Source organism: Aidingimonas halophila (assembly GCF_900106955.1).
In the GTDB taxonomy this organism is placed as follows: domain Bacteria; phylum Pseudomonadota; class Gammaproteobacteria; order Pseudomonadales; family Halomonadaceae; genus Aidingimonas; species Aidingimonas halophila.
This window is the reverse complement of sequence record NZ_FNNI01000002.1, coordinates 187,314-202,588: the sequence shown is the minus strand read 5'-3', so window position 1 is coordinate 202,588 and position 15,275 is coordinate 187,314. Positions and strand designations below refer to the sequence as shown.

Sequence of the window (15,275 nt, the reverse complement as noted above, 5' to 3'; positions counted from 1 at the left end):
TGGGCGACCAGAGGTGGGCGGCATGGTCTCGGAGGTTCTCCCGGCCATGCCTCATCCGCAGTGGAGGTCAGCAATGAGTTATTTCATCGATCGACGCGCCAATGCCAAGAACAAGAGTGCCGTGAACCGTCAACGTTTTCTGGACCGATATCGCACTCACATCAAGCGGTCCGTGGAGGAGGCGGTCAATCGGCGCTCGATCACCGATATGGAACGTGGCGAGAATGTCTCCATTCCCAGCCGCGATATCTCCGAGCCGATATTCCAGCATGGAACCGGTGGCAAGCGTACGATCGTTACCCCCGGTAACAAGGAGTTCGTCGAAGGGGACCGTCTGCACCGCCCAGGTGGCGGCGGTGGAGGTGGAGGCGCCGGTGAAGGTGGCGCTTCCAACCAGGGAGAAGGCATGGATGAGTTCGCCTTCAGTCTGACCCGTGAAGAGTTCCTCGATTTCGTCTTTGACGGTTTGGAGTTGCCGCACCTGCAACGTAAGCAGTTAGCGGACATGGAAGAAACGCGCCCGGTCCGTGCCGGGATTGCCCGGGAAGGGGTGCCGGCCCGCATCAATATCGTACGTTCCATGCGTGAGGCTCATGCCCGTCGGATAGCCATGCGTGCACCGATTCGACGTGCCTTGCGTGAGGCGCAGCAAGCGCTTGAAGAAGAGGAACGCAAGGATTCGGTGCTGCGTAATCCCTCACGTATCGCGGAACTCAAAGCCGAGATAGAGCGCTTGGAAAAGCGACTCGAAGCCGTACCCTTCATCGATACGTACGATCTGCGCTACAACAACCTCGTTGATCAGCCACAACCATCGAACAAGGCGGTGATGTTCTGTGTCATGGACGTGTCGGGGTCCATGACACAGGCGCACAAGGATATCGCCAAGCGGTTTTTCCTGTTGCTCTACCTCTTCCTGGAGCGCAACTACGAAAAGGTCGAACTGGTCTTCGTTCGTCACCATACCGCGGCGAAGGAAGTGGATGAAGATGAGTTTTTCTATTCCCGTGAGACGGGGGGAACCATTGTATCCAGTGCCTTGTCCCTGGTGGACGAGATCATCACGGATCGTTATCCACCGGGAGAGTGGAACCTGTATGTGGCTCAGGCTTCCGATGGCGATAACTGGGACGATGACTCGACCACTTGCCGTAGCCTGCTGCTCGATTCATTGATGCAGAAGTTGCAGTATTTCACCTATGTCGAGATCACGCCGCATGCCCATCAGGCGTTGTGGGAGGAGTATGAAACGGTGGCTGCGGAGTTTCCCTCGCGCTTCGCCATGCGACAGATCGTCGAAGGTGGCGATATTTTCCCGGTCTTCCGCGAACTCTTCCGTCGACGGGCTGAAGCGTGAGGGAGGCTAGCCGAGAGGCGAGGAGGTAGCGACGATGCGACAACGTCCCATTGCCAGCGGTTCCGACTGGAATTTCGAGGTGCTGACCGAGTATGAGCGCGAGATTGCGCGATTGGCTGACGAGTATCGTCTGGATACCTATCCCAATCAGATCGAGATCATCACGTCGGAACAAATGATGGATGCCTATGCCAGTGTGGGCATGCCGGTGGGGTATCACCACTGGTCGTTCGGCAAGCAGTTTCTGGCTGTCGAACAAGCGTATCGGCGTGGCCAGATGGGCTTGGCCTATGAATTGGTGATCAACTCCGATCCCTGCATCGCGTATCTGATGGAAGAGAATACCCTGATGATGCAGGTGCTGGTCATGGCTCATGCCTGTTACGGGCACAACTCGTTCTTCAAGGGCAACTATCTCTTTCGTACATGGACTGATGCCGGCTCGATCGTCGATTATCTGGTCTTTGCGCGCAGATACGTTGCCGAGTGCGAAGAGCGACATGGTGTCACAGCCGTTGAACAGCTGCTTGATGCCTGCCATGCGTTGCAGAATTACGGGGTCGACCGCTACAAGCGTCCTTCGCCGATTTCCGCGGAGGAAGAGGCGCAGCGCCAGAAAGAGCGCGAGGAATACCTTCAGGCACAGGTCAATACCCTATGGCGGACGATTCCCGGGTCGGATAACGAGGGTTCCCCTGAAGACGAATTCGATGAAGAGGATCCGTTGGGGCTTCATCAGAGCGGCCGATTCCCGCCGGAGCCCCAGGAAAATCTGTTGTACTTCATCGAGAAGAATGCGCCGCTACTGGCTCCTTGGCAACGTGAGATCGTACGTATCGTGCGTAAGCTGGCCCAATACTTTTATCCACAACGCCAGACTCAGGTGATGAATGAAGGGTGGGCGACCTTCTGGCACTATACGCTCATGCACCGGCTCTTCGATGAGGGACTGGTGGATGAAGGACTAATGCTGGAATTCCTGCAATCGCATACCGCGGTGGTCAATCAGCCGGCATTCGATAGCCCGTATTTCAGTGGCATCAATCCCTATGCACTGGGGTTTGCGATGTTCACGGATATCAAGCGGATTTGCGAGGAGCCCACAGAGGAAGATCGTGAATGGTTTCCCAACATCGCGGGTAGCGACTGGCTGGAAACCGTGCATTTCGCCATGCGCAACTTCAAGGATGAATCATTCATCCAGCAATTCCTGTCCCCCAAAGTGATTCGTGATCTCAAGCTGTTCAGTGTCGTCGACGATGATCAGGATGACATGCTGACCGTCAGCGCCATTCATGATGAACGCGGCTATCACCGGATCCGTGAGGAGCTCGCCAACCACTATGCGCTCTCCGTGCGCGAACCCAATATTCAGGTCTATTCTGCCGATATTCGTGGAGACCGCTCATTGACGCTGCGTCATGTTCAGGACCGGCGGCGTCCTCTGGCCAAGAGCGTCTACCCGGTGATGCGCCATCTACATCAACTGTGGGGATTCGCGGTCAAGCTGGAATCTATGGAAGATGGTGAGGTCGTACGCCGTTATCAGTGGCCGCTGCCGGAAGATTCCGGTAGTGAGTGAAATTCGGGCGACGGAAATCATGCAGGTCGAATCCGGCCTGCATGATGCTATTGGATGGCATCGGTCTTGAGAGATATCAGAGTGGGCATCTAGGCCTCTGCCCAGGACTGGCACCAACCGTCGGGTTCTACGCTATTGTCCGGGAACAACTGGCATCCTTCGTTGGAGGAGTCGAAAAATTCGCAGTTATCGCAGGTTTGCCCGTCTTCATAGGCAGGATGATCACTGGCGTCACTGGCATTCTCGACATAGTTGAGGGCTTGTGCCTGTGAGTCTTCTGAATCCAGGCGGGGCAATTCCTGAGCGGTGGCGGTTCTGGCGAGCACGCCGGTGCCCACAGGAATGGCAGCCAGGCCCAAAAGACTGTGACGCATGAAGTCACGACGACTTTGGTAAGCCATGGTTACTCCTTGTCAAAGCGTTTGGAGCCCACATTGTCATTCGGGTCGTTGGGGCTCGTGTGTCACGATAATCAGGGCGGTTGTCCGCTTCTGCAGTGTTGGGCCACGCCATGACGATCCGCTATGGCGTAACCGGGAGGCAGCTGGAGTGAGCATGAAGGGATGCCAACTCATATTCGCTCTCTCTATGGTAGAGGATAAGGTGATGTCGTTGTGACCGTCGATGGTCTAATTGCGGCAAAGGGTCGCGCTTCGGAACCAGTGAGGACACGCTATGGACTATACGCTCGTTCCATCGCCGATGGGCGAGGTGCTACTGGCAGGCCGTCAAGGGGCCCTGTGTCGCCTGATATTCATGGAGAGTGCATCGGGCAAACCGACGATACCTGACGAGTGGCGCCGAAACGACGAGACGTTCACGGAAGCGATATTCCAGCTCGATGGCTATTTCGAGGGACGCCGCCGCCGCTTCAGCATTGATTTATTCCCCGAAGGGAGTGAGTTTCAGCGTCAGGTCTGGGCGGCTTTGCTGCGCATTCCTTATGGACATACCCGAACCTATGGCAATGTGGCGCGACGGTTGGGTCGAGAGGGGGCGGCTCGTGCGATCGGTGCGGCCAGTGGTGCCAATCCATTGCCGATATTGATTCCATGTCATCGCGTGGTGGCGGCTGATGGTATCGGTGGATACACCGGCGGTGAATCCCTCAAGCGACGCCTGCTTGCGCTCGAGGGGATACAGGCTTAATGTTTGGCTCCCGATAACAGTCCGATCAAGGCAAGGAGCTCACCATGCAGAACGCTGTCATCCTGATCAATACCGACAAAGGGCAGGTCAAGCCTGTTGCCGAACGATTGGCGGATGTCGAAGGCATCAGTGAGGTCTATTCGACCTGCGGTCGTTACGACCTGGTTGCCATTGCCAGAACACGCGATTTCGAAAGCCTGGCGACGTTGGTCACCGAGCACTTGAATCGGGTCGAAGGAATTCGTGACACTGAAACGCTCAATGCACTGCAGGTGCACTCCCGTCATGACCTGGAAACCATGTTCTCGCTAGGTTGGTAGCGTCTCGTCGTTCATGAAAAAACGCATGGTCTGGCGCCGTTTGCGGCGCCAAGTCGGGATCGGTCTGGTCTTCGCTACTGTGGCCGGTGGGTTGTGGTACTTTCAGGAGAGTGAATATCGTGATCGGCTCACCTGGAAAGGCACGCCCGAGTGGGACAGCATGGCTCCCCTTAGCTGGCATCGGGTATTGCGTAATGATGGTTTTCTGGTCGGTTGGTCGGATGTTCGCGTCAGTCCGCTCTGGGTGAGCTATCTGTTACATGATGACAAGCGTTCCCGTATCGCCGAGCGACCCGACTTTCAACGAGACTGGCGAACCATATGGCCGGTGCAGCCTACCGGGTATCGCGGAAGTGGTTATGATCGTGGCCATCTCGCTCCCAATTATGCCCTGGCGGCGGTTCACGGCCGCGACGCTCAGCAGGCGTCTTTTCTCATGAGCAACATCACGCCGCAGCGGCCCGATCTCAACCGGCGCTTATGGCAGCGGCTTGAAGAGGCGGTCATGGATCATTTCGTGCCCCGGTTCGACCAGCTTCTGGTGATCACCGGGCCGATATTCCATGATGATTTTTCTCGGGGCGTACTCAATCGTGTTGGGTTTGTCGAGATACCCGAGGCGTTCTACAAGATTCTGGTGGTACCTGGCGAGACGCCGCGTGGTTTGGCTTTCATGATGCCACAGGATGTGAAAGGGGATGAGCCACTCGATGATTTCCTGGTCAGCATCGATGAGATAGAGGCGCGAACGGGGTTGGATTTCTTGCCGGCGCTGAATGCCGAACAACAACAACGCCTGGAGTCGAGAATTCGAACCGAGGGCTGGGGACTCGAGCAGGTAGCCGATCTACCGGGGCGGTACGAATAGGAAGCAAGAATGAGGGGTTTGAGTCGTGTTGCCGGCTGGGCATGGTGCCCAGGAGAGGACTTGAACCTCCACGTCCGTAAGGACACTAGCACCTGAAGCTAGCGCGTCTACCAATTCCGCCACCTGGGCGAACACGACTTGATGCCTGTAGGGATTCAAGAATCCCGAGCGTCCTTTTGAAACGCTTTGAATTGGTGCCCAGGAGAGGACTTGAACCTCCACGTCCATAAGGACACTAGCACCTGAAGCTAGCGCGTCTACCAATTCCGCCACCTGGGCAAGTGGCGCGTATGATACCGACTCCACTGCATAATGCAAGCCCATAAAGGAGAGTTTGGTCCGCTTTTGCATCATCGATGAAACATGTGGTATCGACGGTTGGGTCATGTGCCGCTCAACGCTATACTGCGCGGATGAAACTGAAACCGCTTAATATTGCCTCACGACCGCGAAGTCTCGCGCACTCTTTCTCAAGGACGTTCTCATGACTCACTGGACGCTCAGCGATGATCCGCACGCGGCACGTGAAGCTCGCAAATACGAAAATCCCGTTCCCAGCCGCGAATATCTGCTCAGGCGATTGAAAGAATACGGCAAGCCTATTGGTCACGAGGAGATGAGCCTGATGCTCGGCCTCGAGGATGAAGAGCAGCAGGAAGCCGTCCGTCGCCGACTGGCAGCGATGGAGCGCGATGGCCAGGTGTTGCGCAATCGTCGGGGCGCCTATGCACTGATCGATAAACTCGATCTGATCAAGGGCAAGGTGTTGGGGCATCGCGATGGCATAGGCTTCCTGTTACGTGATGATGGCAAGAAGCCGGATCTGGTATTGCCACCGCGCCAGATGCGGCGGGTCTTCCACGGCGACCATGTATTGGTACGCATCAGTGGGCGAGACCGGCGAGGACGTGATGAGGCGACCATTGCGGAAGTCATCGCTCGCAATACGCAGACCATCGTGGGAGTGTATCGCCAGAACAGTGCCGAGTTCGGCGTGCTGATCCCGGAGAACTCGCGCATTACTCAAGAAGTGGTGATTCCGCATAGCGCCTGTGGTGGTGCCAAGGACGGTCAGGTCGTGTCGGCGCGAATCGTCAAACAGCCGGAGACCCGTGTTCAGCCGGTTGGCGAGGTGATCGAGGTGTTGGGGGAACGAATGGATCCCGGCATGGAGATCGATATCGCCATCCGCAGTCACGATATTCCGGCCGACTTCCCCCCTGAGGTGGAAGAACAGATCGCTGGCATGTCGGCCGAGGTGGCGGAAGCGGACAAGGCACATCGCATCGATCTTCGCCATGTGCCTTTCGTCACGATCGATGATGAGAGTGCCAAGGATTTTGACGACGCGGTTTGTGCCTGGAAAACCAAATCCGGTAGCTGGAAGCTGCTGGTGGCGATCGCCGATGTCTCCCACTATGTGCGTCCCGGTTCCCCGCTTGATCAGGAGGCGCATACTCGAGGTAACTCGGTCTATTTTCCAGGGCAGGTCGTGCCGATGCTGCCGGAATTGCTGTCCAATGGCCTGTGCTCACTGAACCCTGAGGTCGATCGCCTGGCACTCGTGTGTGAGATGAATATCTCGAAATCCGGGACGATCAGTCGTTACTGCTTCTATGAGGCAGTATTTCAGTCGCATGCGCGTTTGACCTACAACAAGGTCGGCACGATCCTGCAAGAGCCGGACAGCGATCAAGGCCGAGAGTTGCGCGAACGGTATCGTGAGTTGGTGCCGTCGCTCGAGAAGCTGCATACGCTCTATAAGTTGCTGCGCCAGGCGCGCGTCGAGCGGGGGGCGATCGATTTCGATACAACGGAAACCGAAATCGTATTCAATGACGAGCGCAAGATAGAAACGATCGTTCCGCGGCAGCGGAATGATGCCCACAAGATTGTCGAAGAGTGCATGCTAGCGGCCAACGTGGCGACGGCTCGTTTTCTCGACAAGCATGACCTGCCGGCGTTGTATCGCATTCACCCGTCTCCGTCGGCGGAACGTCTCGACAAGCTGCGGCTGTTTCTCAACGAGCTGGGCTTGACGCTGGGAGGGGGGGATGACCCGACGCCACAGGATTTCCAGGCGTTGCGTGAAGCCATCAAGGATCGGCCGGATGCCGATATCATCCAGACAGTCATGCTGCGCACGATGAATCAGGCGGTCTATTCTCCCTATAATGAAGGGCATTTCGGCCTGGCCTATGCTGCCTATGCCCATTTCACATCACCCATTCGCCGCTATCCGGATCTGTTGGTGCATCGTGCGATCCGCTCGGTGATTCGCGGTCCTCGGCAGACCAATACGGTGTTGCGCGCTGAAGAGGCGCCCGTCGATCGGCCTAGCCAATGGTGCCCCTACACCTTCGAGCAGATGGTCGAGCTTGGCGAACACTGCTCCATGACCGAGCGGCGTGCCGATGATGCGACACGGGATGTGGAGGATTGGCTGAAGTGTGAGTTCATGTCCGACAAGGTCGGTGAAGTTTATGAAGGCTCGGTCGCCTCGGTGACGCAGTTCGGTATTTTCGTGCGTCTTGATGCCATCTATGTCGAGGGGCTGGTGCATGTCACGTCACTGCCATCCGACTATTATCACTATGAACCGGAAAAGCACCGTTTGAAGGGTGAGCGCTCGGGGATGTCTTATCGACTCGGCGATGGTGTCACGGTTCAGGTGGCGAGGGTGGATCTGGACGAACGCAAGATCGATTTCGATCTCGTCGATGCCAAGCCAAGACATCGTCGACCACCTCGCCGACGCAAGACGGAGCAAGCCGGCGCAGAACCAACCACCAGGAAGTCGACCTCCTCGGGAGGAAAGAAGAAGTCGGGCAAGCCGGGGGCGAATGCCAAAGATGGGGTCGCCGGCAAGGGGAAACCGCGCCGTGGCAGCGGTAATAAAGCGCGGGGGAAACGCTGATCGTGCTCAATGATAAGCAGGCAGCTCACCAATGACACGAACTCCTCAACGGCGCCCCTCACGGCCTCCCGATGGTCTGGATGCCGTTTATGGCGTCCACGCCGTGCATGCGCTGCTGGAACGCGAACAAGCTCCTCGTGAACTATGGGTTCAAGAGGGCAGTGCGGCCAAGCGTCTCGATGAACTGGTCGAGCAGGCGCGCACCCAGGGTGCGCATGTCGTCCGTCATTCCCGCGAGACACTCGATGAGCTGGCGCGGGGCGTGGCTCACCAGGGCATCATTGCCTTCTGTTCACCGCTGGTGCCGGAAAATGAAAGCTATCTTTGGCAACGCCTCGATGAGTGGACGGCAGCGTCACCGCCCTTGTTGCTGATCCTCGATGGTGTGACCGATGTCCACAATTTCGGCGCCTGTTTACGCAGTGCCGATGCTGCTGGCGTGCATGGCGTCATCGTGCCCAAGGATAAGGCGGCGCCGCTCAATGCGACCGTACGTAAAGTGGCTTGCGGCGCTGCCGAAGCGGTGACTGTCTATCGCGTGACCAACCTGGCTCGAGCCATGGAACGTCTCAAGAATGCCGGGGTCTGGATTACCGGCACGGCCGGCGATGCATCGGCCAGCCTGTATGATGTCGATTATACCGGCCCTGTTGCGCTGGTCATGGGTGCCGAAGGGAAGGGCATGCGCCGTTTGACGCGTGAAGCGTGTGACAACCTTGTCAGGTTGCCGATGGCGGGAAGTGTCTCGAGCCTCAACGTGTCGGTGGCGACGGGAGTCTGCCTGTTTGAGGCGCTGCGTCAACGTCAGCTTGCAAGCGCCTGACGCGATCACTACAATTACGCGGCTTGCCCGTGGATGCTGGGTGAGCGACTGGATCCTATAATCACCTCCTTGCTTCCCCGGTAGCGGAGAGAACGTTCCCGTCGGAAGCTGTCAAACCGTAAGGAGATTCCATGCGTCATTATGAAATCGTGTTCATGGTCCATCCGGACCAGAGCGAACAAGTTTCCGCGATGGTCGAGCGCTATACCAGCCTCGTGACCGAAAGCGGCGGCCATGTACATCGTCTTGAAGATTGGGGGCGCCGCCATTTGGCCTATCCGATCAACAAGATTCACAAGGCACACTATGTGTTGATGAATATCGAGTGCACCGGTGAGACTCTCGAGGAAATCGAGAATATCTTCCGTTTCAACGATGCCATCATCCGTAGCCTCGTGGTGCGCTGCAAGGAAGCCATTACCGAAGCCTCCCCGATGATGAAGCCGGCAGAAGAGAAGCGTGCTCGCCGTGAAGATAAACCGCGTGAGCGCAGCGAAGAAGCTGCTGAAGCCAACTAAGTCAGACACTGAGAGGAGAGTTTTCAATGGCACGCTTTTTCCGTCGCCGCAAGTTCTGCCGTTTTACTGCTGAAGGCGTAAAGCAGATCGATTACAAGGATATCGATACGCTCAAGGCCTACATCACCGAAACCGGCAAAATCGTCCCGAGTCGAATCACTGGTACCCGTGCCCGCTATCAGCGTCAGCTGTCGACCGCCATCAAGCGTGCACGCTATCTGGCGCTGTTGCCGTATACCGATAGTCATCAATAAGCCCAGAGTGTGATGCAGTCCATAGCCCGCTGGTTGATGCGTGGTACTCCCCAGGCAGCGGGAGCCGCGGCTCTGACAGGCGTTATTCCCTGGTTGTTCTGGTTCAGTGCCGCCGTTGCGGCATTGGTGACGCTGAGACGCGGATTGGGACCTGCGACACCGACCATTCTGGCGGCCGCGGTTCCGGCCGGCTGGTGGTGGACCCAAGGTGATGTCATCCCGCTGGCGAGCGTGTTGATGGTGACGCTGATGGCCGTGGTGTTACGTGCCAGACTGCGTTGGAGCGAAACCCTGATTGCCGGGGTGCTGGTCGGATCGGCGATGATACAGCTGGGGGTTTTCATACCGCCTGAAGGGGTGGGGCCCTTGCTGGAACAGTTACGGACCAGTTCGCCGGAAATCGATAGCATGCTGTCCGATCTCGCTGACCAGGGAGTTGCTACCGAGTCATTGGCAGTCATGCTGATCGGTGGCGTGACGGCGCTTATCGTACTGTTGACGTCGATTGCCTGCTTGGCACTGGCGCGTGGTTGGCAGGCGGGGCTATACAACCCCGGCGGCTTCAGGGGGGAATTCCATGCCTTGCGATTGGCGCCGCGGGAATTGGCCGTACTGGTTGGACTCGCTGTCATCGGTACGGTACTTGGATTGCCGGCACTGTCGATGCTCGCTTGGGTTCCGCTGCTGATCGCGGGGATTGCACTCACACATGGAGTTATTGGGCTCAGGGGAATGAACGGGTTGTGGTTGGTGGCGTTTTATGTCTTGCTCATCACCACGTGGCCCATGATTCTGATCGTGCTGCTGTTGGCCCTGATCGATACATTTGCGGATTTTCGCTCACGGCTGGCACGCAGCGACTGAAAAGAGGTTAACGAGATGGAAGTCATTCTGCTCGACAAGATTGGCAAGCTGGGCAACCTGGGTGACAAGGTCACCGTCAAGCCCGGCCATGGCCGCAATTACCTGGTGCCATACGGTCTGGCCGTGCCGGCAACCAGAGAAAACATTGAAGCATTCGAGACCCAGCGTGCCGAGCTCGAAGCCCAGGCGGCCGAGCGTAAGGCGGAAGCCGAGGCCCGCGCCGCGCAACTGGCGGAAATCGAGCTGTCTCTGGTGGCCAAGGCCGGTGACGAAGGCAAGCTGTTCGGTTCCATTGGTCCGCGTGATCTGGCTGAGGCCATCGCCCAGGCCGGTATCGATGTCGCCAAGAGTGAAGTCCGGATGCCGGACGGTCCGATTCGCCAAACCGGTGAATACGACATTGAGCTCAATCTGCATGCCGAAGTATCCACCAGCGTGCATGTCGTGGTCGTGGCTGAATAATCACCACGACAAGTCGGTTGCATGGTTGAATGGTGAGCGCAAGAGGCCTGGGCTTCTTGCGCTTTTTCATGGATGAGCCATGGCTGCCGATGATTGCCAAGGACCTCGGTACCTCTTATCGTCATTGAGATACACTGCTGGATGTCGTCCCATCATCGAAGGCCTGTAACCCCATGAGTGAGATCTTGGAGTCGGATCAGGAAACGGCTGCGCTCAAGATACCGCCGCATTCACTGGAAGCGGAACAGTCAGTGCTGGGGGGCTTGATGCTCGACAACGCGGCCTGGGATTCCGTCGCGGAACATTTGGTCGCGGGGGATTTCTATCGCTATGAGCATCGTCTGATATTCAATGCCATGGGCTCGCTGGCTGAAGAGGGGCACCCTCTGGATGTGGTAACGCTCTCCGAGGCGCTGGAAAATCGCGACCAGCTCGAAACCACCGGCGGCTTGGCCTATCTGGCCGAATTGGCGCGCAACACGCCGTCGGCAAGCAACATCCGCGCTTATGCCGATATCGTGCGAGAGCGGGCCACGCTGAGAAAACTCATCCAGGCAGCCAATCAGGTCGCCGAGAGCGCGTTCGCTCCCCAGGGACGCCCTTCCGACGAACTGGTCAATGAAGCGGAACGTCTGATCTTTCAGATCAGTGAGGATCGTCCCAAGACAGGCGGTCCCATCGGCATGAGCGATCTCCTGTCCAAGGCGGTGGATCGCATCGATGAGCTCTTCAATATGCAGGGCGAGATGACGGGGCTGTCGACGGGATTTCGCGATCTCGATGACATGACGTCCGGTCTGCAGACATCGGATCTGGTGGTCATAGCCGGGCGCCCATCGATGGGGAAAACGACTTTCGCCATGAATATCGTCGAGCATGCGGTGATATCAAGTGACAAGCCGGTGATGGTGTTCTCCATGGAGATGCCCGCGGAGTCATTGATGTTACGGATGCTGTCTTCATTGGGACGGATTGACCAGACTCGGGTCAGGACCGGTCAACTCGAGGACGAGGATTGGCCACGTCTCACATCCGCGGTCAATCTGCTCAAGGACAAGAAGTTGTTCATCGATGATACGGGGGCCCTATCGCCCAACGAGATGCGTTCTCGGTTACGTCGTTTGGTACGTGAGCACGGTAATGTCGGGCTGGTAATGATCGACTATATCCAGTTGATGCAGATTCCGGGCTTTTCCGAGAATCGTACTGGCGAGATATCCGAGATCTCGCGTTCGCTCAAGGGGCTGGCGAAGGAGTTCGGCTGCCCGGTGATTGCGCTTTCCCAGCTCAACCGTTCTCTGGAGCAGCGCCCCAACAAGCGTCCGGTGATGTCGGATCTGCGCGAATCCGGCGCCATCGAGCAGGATGCTGACGTGATCGCTTTCGTCTACCGTGATGAAGTCTATAATCCGGATAATCCGGATAGTCACGGATTGGCGGAGTTGATCATCGGCAAGCAACGTAACGGCCCCATCGGTACGGTGCATATGGCCTTTATCGGCAAATATACGCGCTTTGAAGATTTGGCGCCGGATAGTTATGGGCAGCATTTCGGCGAGGGTTGAGGCTGACCGCGGGCTACGTATAATCTTCGCCTCGTTCAGCGATGGTATGAGAGGATCCTATGGCAGGCGGTTTTCAACGCGGAAGACGCAAGCGTATTCCCAAGCTCGAGGCCCGGGGTGAGTTACAGGAAGCCGAGCGGGAAGGGCCCTTCAAGGAGTGGCTTGGCATGCCGGATCTCTATCGTTTTCGCTTGGTCATCGACGGTGAGGAATACAGTTATCAGACGGAAGAGGCTGAATTGCCGGTACAGATCGGTGACCGGGTCGTACTGCGTTACAAGGAGACCAAGGCGGGACGATGGGTGGACCGAAACTCATTGGGCAAAGCGATCGATCCTTCCGACTATCAGTAACGTAGGCTCCGAACGTGCCTGACGTCTTCGTGAGTCATGACTGTGATGGGAACTCGACAGTCGTCGGGATGTCATAAAAGAGACGTCAGTTGGACATGATGATGTCATTGGGCACAGCTAGGCTGTGCCCTATTTGTAATATGTAATAGCCATGACCATGACGCCAGGATTGCGTCGCCGGTCATTGCCCATGTCTGCATCATCAGGAGCACGCAATGGAACTCAATGAATTCAAGGCGTTTGTTGGCCATAATGATAATTACGAAATACGTGTCATCAGCCACGCGGGTAGTCATTTCTACCAGGTGGAACTTGAAGACGTCGAAGGTGAACGGCATATGCTGACACAGCGCGGTAAACCGATGCTGTTCCGTTCACTGGATGATGTGTATCTGGAACTCAAGCGTTCGGGTATTCATCGGGCTTACCTGGTCCAGTATGTGGCCCACGACGAAATGATCGGGCGTGATGCGCATTATTCTGAGCCTTTGACATCACGAATGCCCCTGGTCTTTTGATAGAACGGGACACGCCCGAACCGTTGTCCTTCCCTGGCGCGTCTGCTGCGGCCGGCTAGCGATCGTTCTTCCCCTGACTCGATACTATCTCCGATATTATCTCCAAGGTATTCATACATGCCTTGGTTGTTAGTTGTCTCTGTCTTGTACAAATTGGTCCGATAGTATAACTTTATTCCGCTTCGTGCAGCGGCCATTGATAGAATAACGCTTATCGTAACCACCGTGACGACAAGGATCGCTTTGCATGTCTTCAGATGAAACGCTGTTCGATCGGCCCGGTGAAGGCCGTCTCGTCCATGCTGACAAGGATCATCCCCCGGTTCCCCGAGCAAAGGTGGGTGTCCTGTTGGCGAATTTGGGAACACCGGATGGGACCGATTACCGTTCCATGCGGCGCTATCTCAGTGAATTCCTCTCGGACCGCCGTGTCGTCGACTATTCTCCCTGGTTGTGGCAGCCCTTGTTGCAGCTTGTGATCCTGACCAAGCGTCCTTTCAGTTCCGGGGAGGCCTATCGTAGTATCTGGAACACAGAGAACGATGAAAGTCCGCTGTTGACGATCACGCGTGAACAGACGCGCAAGATTGCCGAGGCATTGGAAATGGATTACGGCGATCGCATCGTCGTGGATTTCTGCATGCGTTACGGAAATCCGTCGACGGGTGGTGCCTTGCGTCGATTGCAGGCACAGGGATGTGAACGCATCCTGTTCTTCCCGTTGTATCCGCAGTATGCCTCGCCGACAACGGCGACAGCGAATGACCATGCGTTCCGGACCCTGATGACAATGAAGTGGCAGCCGGCATTCCGGACGGCGCCTGCCTATTTCGACCAGCCGGCGTATATCGATGCCTTGGCTGCTTCCGTGAAAGAGTCCTTCGCTCAGGCCGATCGACGCCCCGATGTGCTGGTAGCGTCCTACCATGGTGTCCCGGAGCGCTATCTTCACGAAGGCGATCCTTATCATTGCCAGTGTCAGAAAACCACTCGCCTGCTCAAGGAGCGACTGGGCTGGTCGGATAGCGATATCGTCACGACATTTCAGTCACAATTCGGTCCTGAAAAATGGGTCGGCCCGGCGACGGTTGATCATGTCGCCGAATTGGCCCGCCAGGGATATAAGGATATTGCCGTGATTTCACCAGCCTTTGCCGCTGACTGCGTGGAAACGCTGGAAGAGATTCAGCAACAGATCAAGGAGAGCTTTCTGGAGGCGGGAGGCGAAGGATTTACCTATGTGCCGTGCCTGAACGACCGGGATGACCATATTCAGGCACTACTGGGCGTGATGCGTAACGAATTGTCGGGGTGGGTATGAAGCATGCCTTAACCATGCCCCTTGTCGGGGTGCGGTACGGGTTTTTCTCCCACTTCCTCGCGGCGTAATTCGACCGGATGGCCACGCGTCTTCTCGACGTGCTCCAATCGCAGGTGCAGTCCTGTCTTGGCCAGCAGGTGTGCAGTCACGGGGGCGGTGATGAACAGGAACAGCGTGATCAGGAGTTCCTGGATATCGGGTTTACCCTCGGTGACCCAGAAGTACAGCATTGATGCGATCAGAATACAGCCAATGCCGATGGTGGTGGATTTGGTCGGGCCGTGCAGGCGCATGTAGAAGTCGCGAAGATGGGTCATGCCCAGTGAACCGATGAAAGCAAAAGCGCCACCGGCGATCAGGAAAAACGCGATCACACCCTCCAGAATTACGTAATGTGTCATCCC

The 15,275-nt window shown here is 56.8% G+C and carries 17 protein-coding genes and 2 tRNA genes; 15 read left to right on the top strand and 4 right to left on the bottom strand.

Translation table 11 applies throughout. From position 1 onward, the window contains the following. Positions 1-73: 73 nt before the first annotated feature. Positions 74-1,357, top strand: coding sequence for a YeaH/YhbH family protein (locus tag BLW01_RS04275; protein WP_092568271.1), 1,284 nt, complete (start codon positions 74-76; stop codon positions 1,355-1,357). A gap of 34 nt (positions 1,358-1,391) precedes the next feature. Beyond that, positions 1,392-2,939 carry a SpoVR family protein gene (locus tag BLW01_RS04270; RefSeq protein WP_092568270.1) on the top strand — a complete coding sequence of 516 codons (1,548 nt, stop codon included), beginning with the start codon at positions 1,392-1,394 and terminating at the stop codon, positions 2,937-2,939. A gap of 89 nt (positions 2,940-3,028) precedes the next feature. Here the strand turns inward: BLW01_RS04270 and BLW01_RS04265 are convergent, their stop codons facing one another. Beyond that, entirely contained in the window at positions 3,029-3,340 is a 312-nt protein-coding gene (locus BLW01_RS04265; RefSeq protein WP_092568269.1) for a high-potential iron-sulfur protein, read from the bottom strand. 274 nt (positions 3,341-3,614) lie between these two features. Here BLW01_RS04265 and BLW01_RS04260 point away from each other — a divergent pair, with 274 nt between their 5' ends. From BLW01_RS04260 to BLW01_RS04250, 3 genes are read left to right on the top strand one after another with little or no spacing between them, the layout of a single operon-like run. Beyond that, positions 3,615-4,088, top strand: coding sequence for a methylated-DNA--[protein]-cysteine S-methyltransferase (locus BLW01_RS04260; protein ID WP_092568268.1), 474 nt, complete (start codon positions 3,615-3,617; stop codon positions 4,086-4,088). A gap of 44 nt (positions 4,089-4,132) precedes the next feature. Continuing rightward, positions 4,133-4,408 carry an Lrp/AsnC family transcriptional regulator gene (locus tag BLW01_RS04255; protein ID WP_092568267.1) on the top strand — a complete coding sequence of 92 codons (276 nt, stop codon included), beginning with the start codon at positions 4,133-4,135 and terminating at the stop codon, positions 4,406-4,408. Between the two features lie 25 nt (positions 4,409-4,433). Beyond that, positions 4,434-5,276 (top strand): DNA/RNA non-specific endonuclease, encoded by an 843-nt coding sequence (locus BLW01_RS04250; RefSeq protein ID WP_092568266.1) that lies wholly within the window; start codon positions 4,434-4,436, stop codon positions 5,274-5,276. 42 nt (positions 5,277-5,318) lie between these two features. Here BLW01_RS04250 and BLW01_RS04245 read toward each other — a convergent pair. Beyond that, positions 5,319-5,405, bottom strand: a tRNA-Leu gene (locus BLW01_RS04245). Between the two features lie 63 nt (positions 5,406-5,468). Then, a tRNA-Leu gene (locus BLW01_RS04240) sits at positions 5,469-5,555 on the bottom strand. Between the two features lie 205 nt (positions 5,556-5,760). Here BLW01_RS04240 and rnr point away from each other — a divergent pair. The 10 genes from rnr (at position 5,761) to hemH (ending at position 14,871) form a co-directional block, all read left to right on the top strand. Next, positions 5,761-8,193, top strand: coding sequence for a ribonuclease R (gene rnr / locus BLW01_RS04235; RefSeq protein ID WP_092568265.1), 2,433 nt, complete (start codon positions 5,761-5,763; stop codon positions 8,191-8,193). A gap of 31 nt (positions 8,194-8,224) precedes the next feature. Then, positions 8,225-9,016, top strand: a complete 792-nt coding sequence (gene rlmB, locus BLW01_RS04230; protein WP_092568264.1) for a 23S rRNA (guanosine(2251)-2'-O)-methyltransferase RlmB — start codon at positions 8,225-8,227, stop codon at positions 9,014-9,016. Positions 9,017-9,147: 131 nt separating this feature from the next. Further along, entirely contained in the window at positions 9,148-9,534 is a 387-nt protein-coding gene (gene rpsF / locus BLW01_RS04225; protein ID WP_092568263.1) for a 30S ribosomal protein S6, read from the top strand. 26 nt (positions 9,535-9,560) lie between these two features. Beyond that, on the top strand, positions 9,561-9,788 hold the full coding sequence (rpsR, locus tag BLW01_RS04220; RefSeq protein WP_016415881.1) for a 30S ribosomal protein S18: 228 nt from the start codon (positions 9,561-9,563) through the stop codon (positions 9,786-9,788). Positions 9,789-9,800: 12 nt separating this feature from the next. Next, entirely contained in the window at positions 9,801-10,652 is an 852-nt protein-coding gene (locus BLW01_RS04215) for a hypothetical protein (protein ID WP_092568262.1), read from the top strand. Between the two features lie 15 nt (positions 10,653-10,667). Next, a complete protein-coding gene (gene rplI, locus BLW01_RS04210) occupies positions 10,668-11,114 on the top strand; it encodes a 50S ribosomal protein L9 (protein ID WP_092568261.1) in 447 nt (148 codons plus the stop codon). Between the two features lie 173 nt (positions 11,115-11,287). Continuing rightward, entirely contained in the window at positions 11,288-12,679 is a 1,392-nt protein-coding gene (dnaB, locus tag BLW01_RS04205) for a replicative DNA helicase (RefSeq protein ID WP_092568260.1), read from the top strand. 59 nt (positions 12,680-12,738) lie between these two features. Further along, positions 12,739-13,032: a hypothetical protein gene (locus BLW01_RS04200; protein ID WP_092568259.1), complete on the top strand. Its 294-nt coding sequence runs from the start codon at positions 12,739-12,741 to the stop codon at positions 13,030-13,032. Positions 13,033-13,247: 215 nt separating this feature from the next. Further along, positions 13,248-13,550, top strand: coding sequence for a DUF6482 family protein (locus BLW01_RS04195; RefSeq protein ID WP_092568258.1), 303 nt, complete (start codon positions 13,248-13,250; stop codon positions 13,548-13,550). 247 nt (positions 13,551-13,797) lie between these two features. Continuing rightward, a complete protein-coding gene (hemH, locus tag BLW01_RS04190) occupies positions 13,798-14,871 on the top strand; it encodes a ferrochelatase (protein ID WP_092568257.1) in 1,074 nt (357 codons plus the stop codon). 8 nt (positions 14,872-14,879) lie between these two features. Here hemH and BLW01_RS04185 read toward each other — a convergent pair whose 3' ends face one another. Next, complete coding sequence (locus BLW01_RS04185) at positions 14,880-15,272, bottom strand: Na+/H+ antiporter subunit G (protein ID WP_092568256.1); 393 nt, start codon at positions 15,270-15,272, stop codon at positions 14,880-14,882. Between the last annotated feature and the right edge of the window lie 3 nt (positions 15,273-15,275).

What these genes read in the sequence shown, in the direction of transcription:
- BLW01_RS04275 (WP_092568271.1), top strand. Translation starts at nt 74, where the DNA reads ATGAGTTATTTCATCGATCGACGCGCCAATGCCAAGAACAAGAGTGCC.
- BLW01_RS04270 (WP_092568270.1), top strand. Translation starts at nt 1,392, where the DNA reads ATGCGACAACGTCCCATTGCCAGCGGTTCCGACTGGAATTTCGAGGTG.
- BLW01_RS04265 (WP_092568269.1), bottom strand. Translation starts at nt 3,340, where the DNA reads ATGGCTTACCAAAGTCGTCGTGACTTCATGCGTCACAGTCTTTTGGGC.
- BLW01_RS04260 (WP_092568268.1), top strand. Translation starts at nt 3,615, where the DNA reads ATGGACTATACGCTCGTTCCATCGCCGATGGGCGAGGTGCTACTGGCA.
- BLW01_RS04255 (WP_092568267.1), top strand. Translation starts at nt 4,133, where the DNA reads ATGCAGAACGCTGTCATCCTGATCAATACCGACAAAGGGCAGGTCAAG.
- BLW01_RS04250 (WP_092568266.1), top strand. Translation starts at nt 4,434, where the DNA reads ATGGTCTGGCGCCGTTTGCGGCGCCAAGTCGGGATCGGTCTGGTCTTC.
- rnr (WP_092568265.1), top strand. Translation starts at nt 5,761, where the DNA reads ATGACTCACTGGACGCTCAGCGATGATCCGCACGCGGCACGTGAAGCT.
- rlmB (WP_092568264.1), top strand. Translation starts at nt 8,225, where the DNA reads ATGACACGAACTCCTCAACGGCGCCCCTCACGGCCTCCCGATGGTCTG.
- rpsF (WP_092568263.1), top strand. Translation starts at nt 9,148, where the DNA reads ATGCGTCATTATGAAATCGTGTTCATGGTCCATCCGGACCAGAGCGAA.
- rpsR (WP_016415881.1), top strand. Translation starts at nt 9,561, where the DNA reads ATGGCACGCTTTTTCCGTCGCCGCAAGTTCTGCCGTTTTACTGCTGAA.
- BLW01_RS04215 (WP_092568262.1), top strand. Translation starts at nt 9,801, where the DNA reads ATGCAGTCCATAGCCCGCTGGTTGATGCGTGGTACTCCCCAGGCAGCG.
- rplI (WP_092568261.1), top strand. Translation starts at nt 10,668, where the DNA reads ATGGAAGTCATTCTGCTCGACAAGATTGGCAAGCTGGGCAACCTGGGT.
- dnaB (WP_092568260.1), top strand. Translation starts at nt 11,288, where the DNA reads ATGAGTGAGATCTTGGAGTCGGATCAGGAAACGGCTGCGCTCAAGATA.
- BLW01_RS04200 (WP_092568259.1), top strand. Translation starts at nt 12,739, where the DNA reads ATGGCAGGCGGTTTTCAACGCGGAAGACGCAAGCGTATTCCCAAGCTC.
- BLW01_RS04195 (WP_092568258.1), top strand. Translation starts at nt 13,248, where the DNA reads ATGGAACTCAATGAATTCAAGGCGTTTGTTGGCCATAATGATAATTAC.
- hemH (WP_092568257.1), top strand. Translation starts at nt 13,798, where the DNA reads ATGTCTTCAGATGAAACGCTGTTCGATCGGCCCGGTGAAGGCCGTCTC.
- BLW01_RS04185 (WP_092568256.1), bottom strand. Translation starts at nt 15,272, where the DNA reads ATGACACATTACGTAATTCTGGAGGGTGTGATCGCGTTTTTCCTGATC.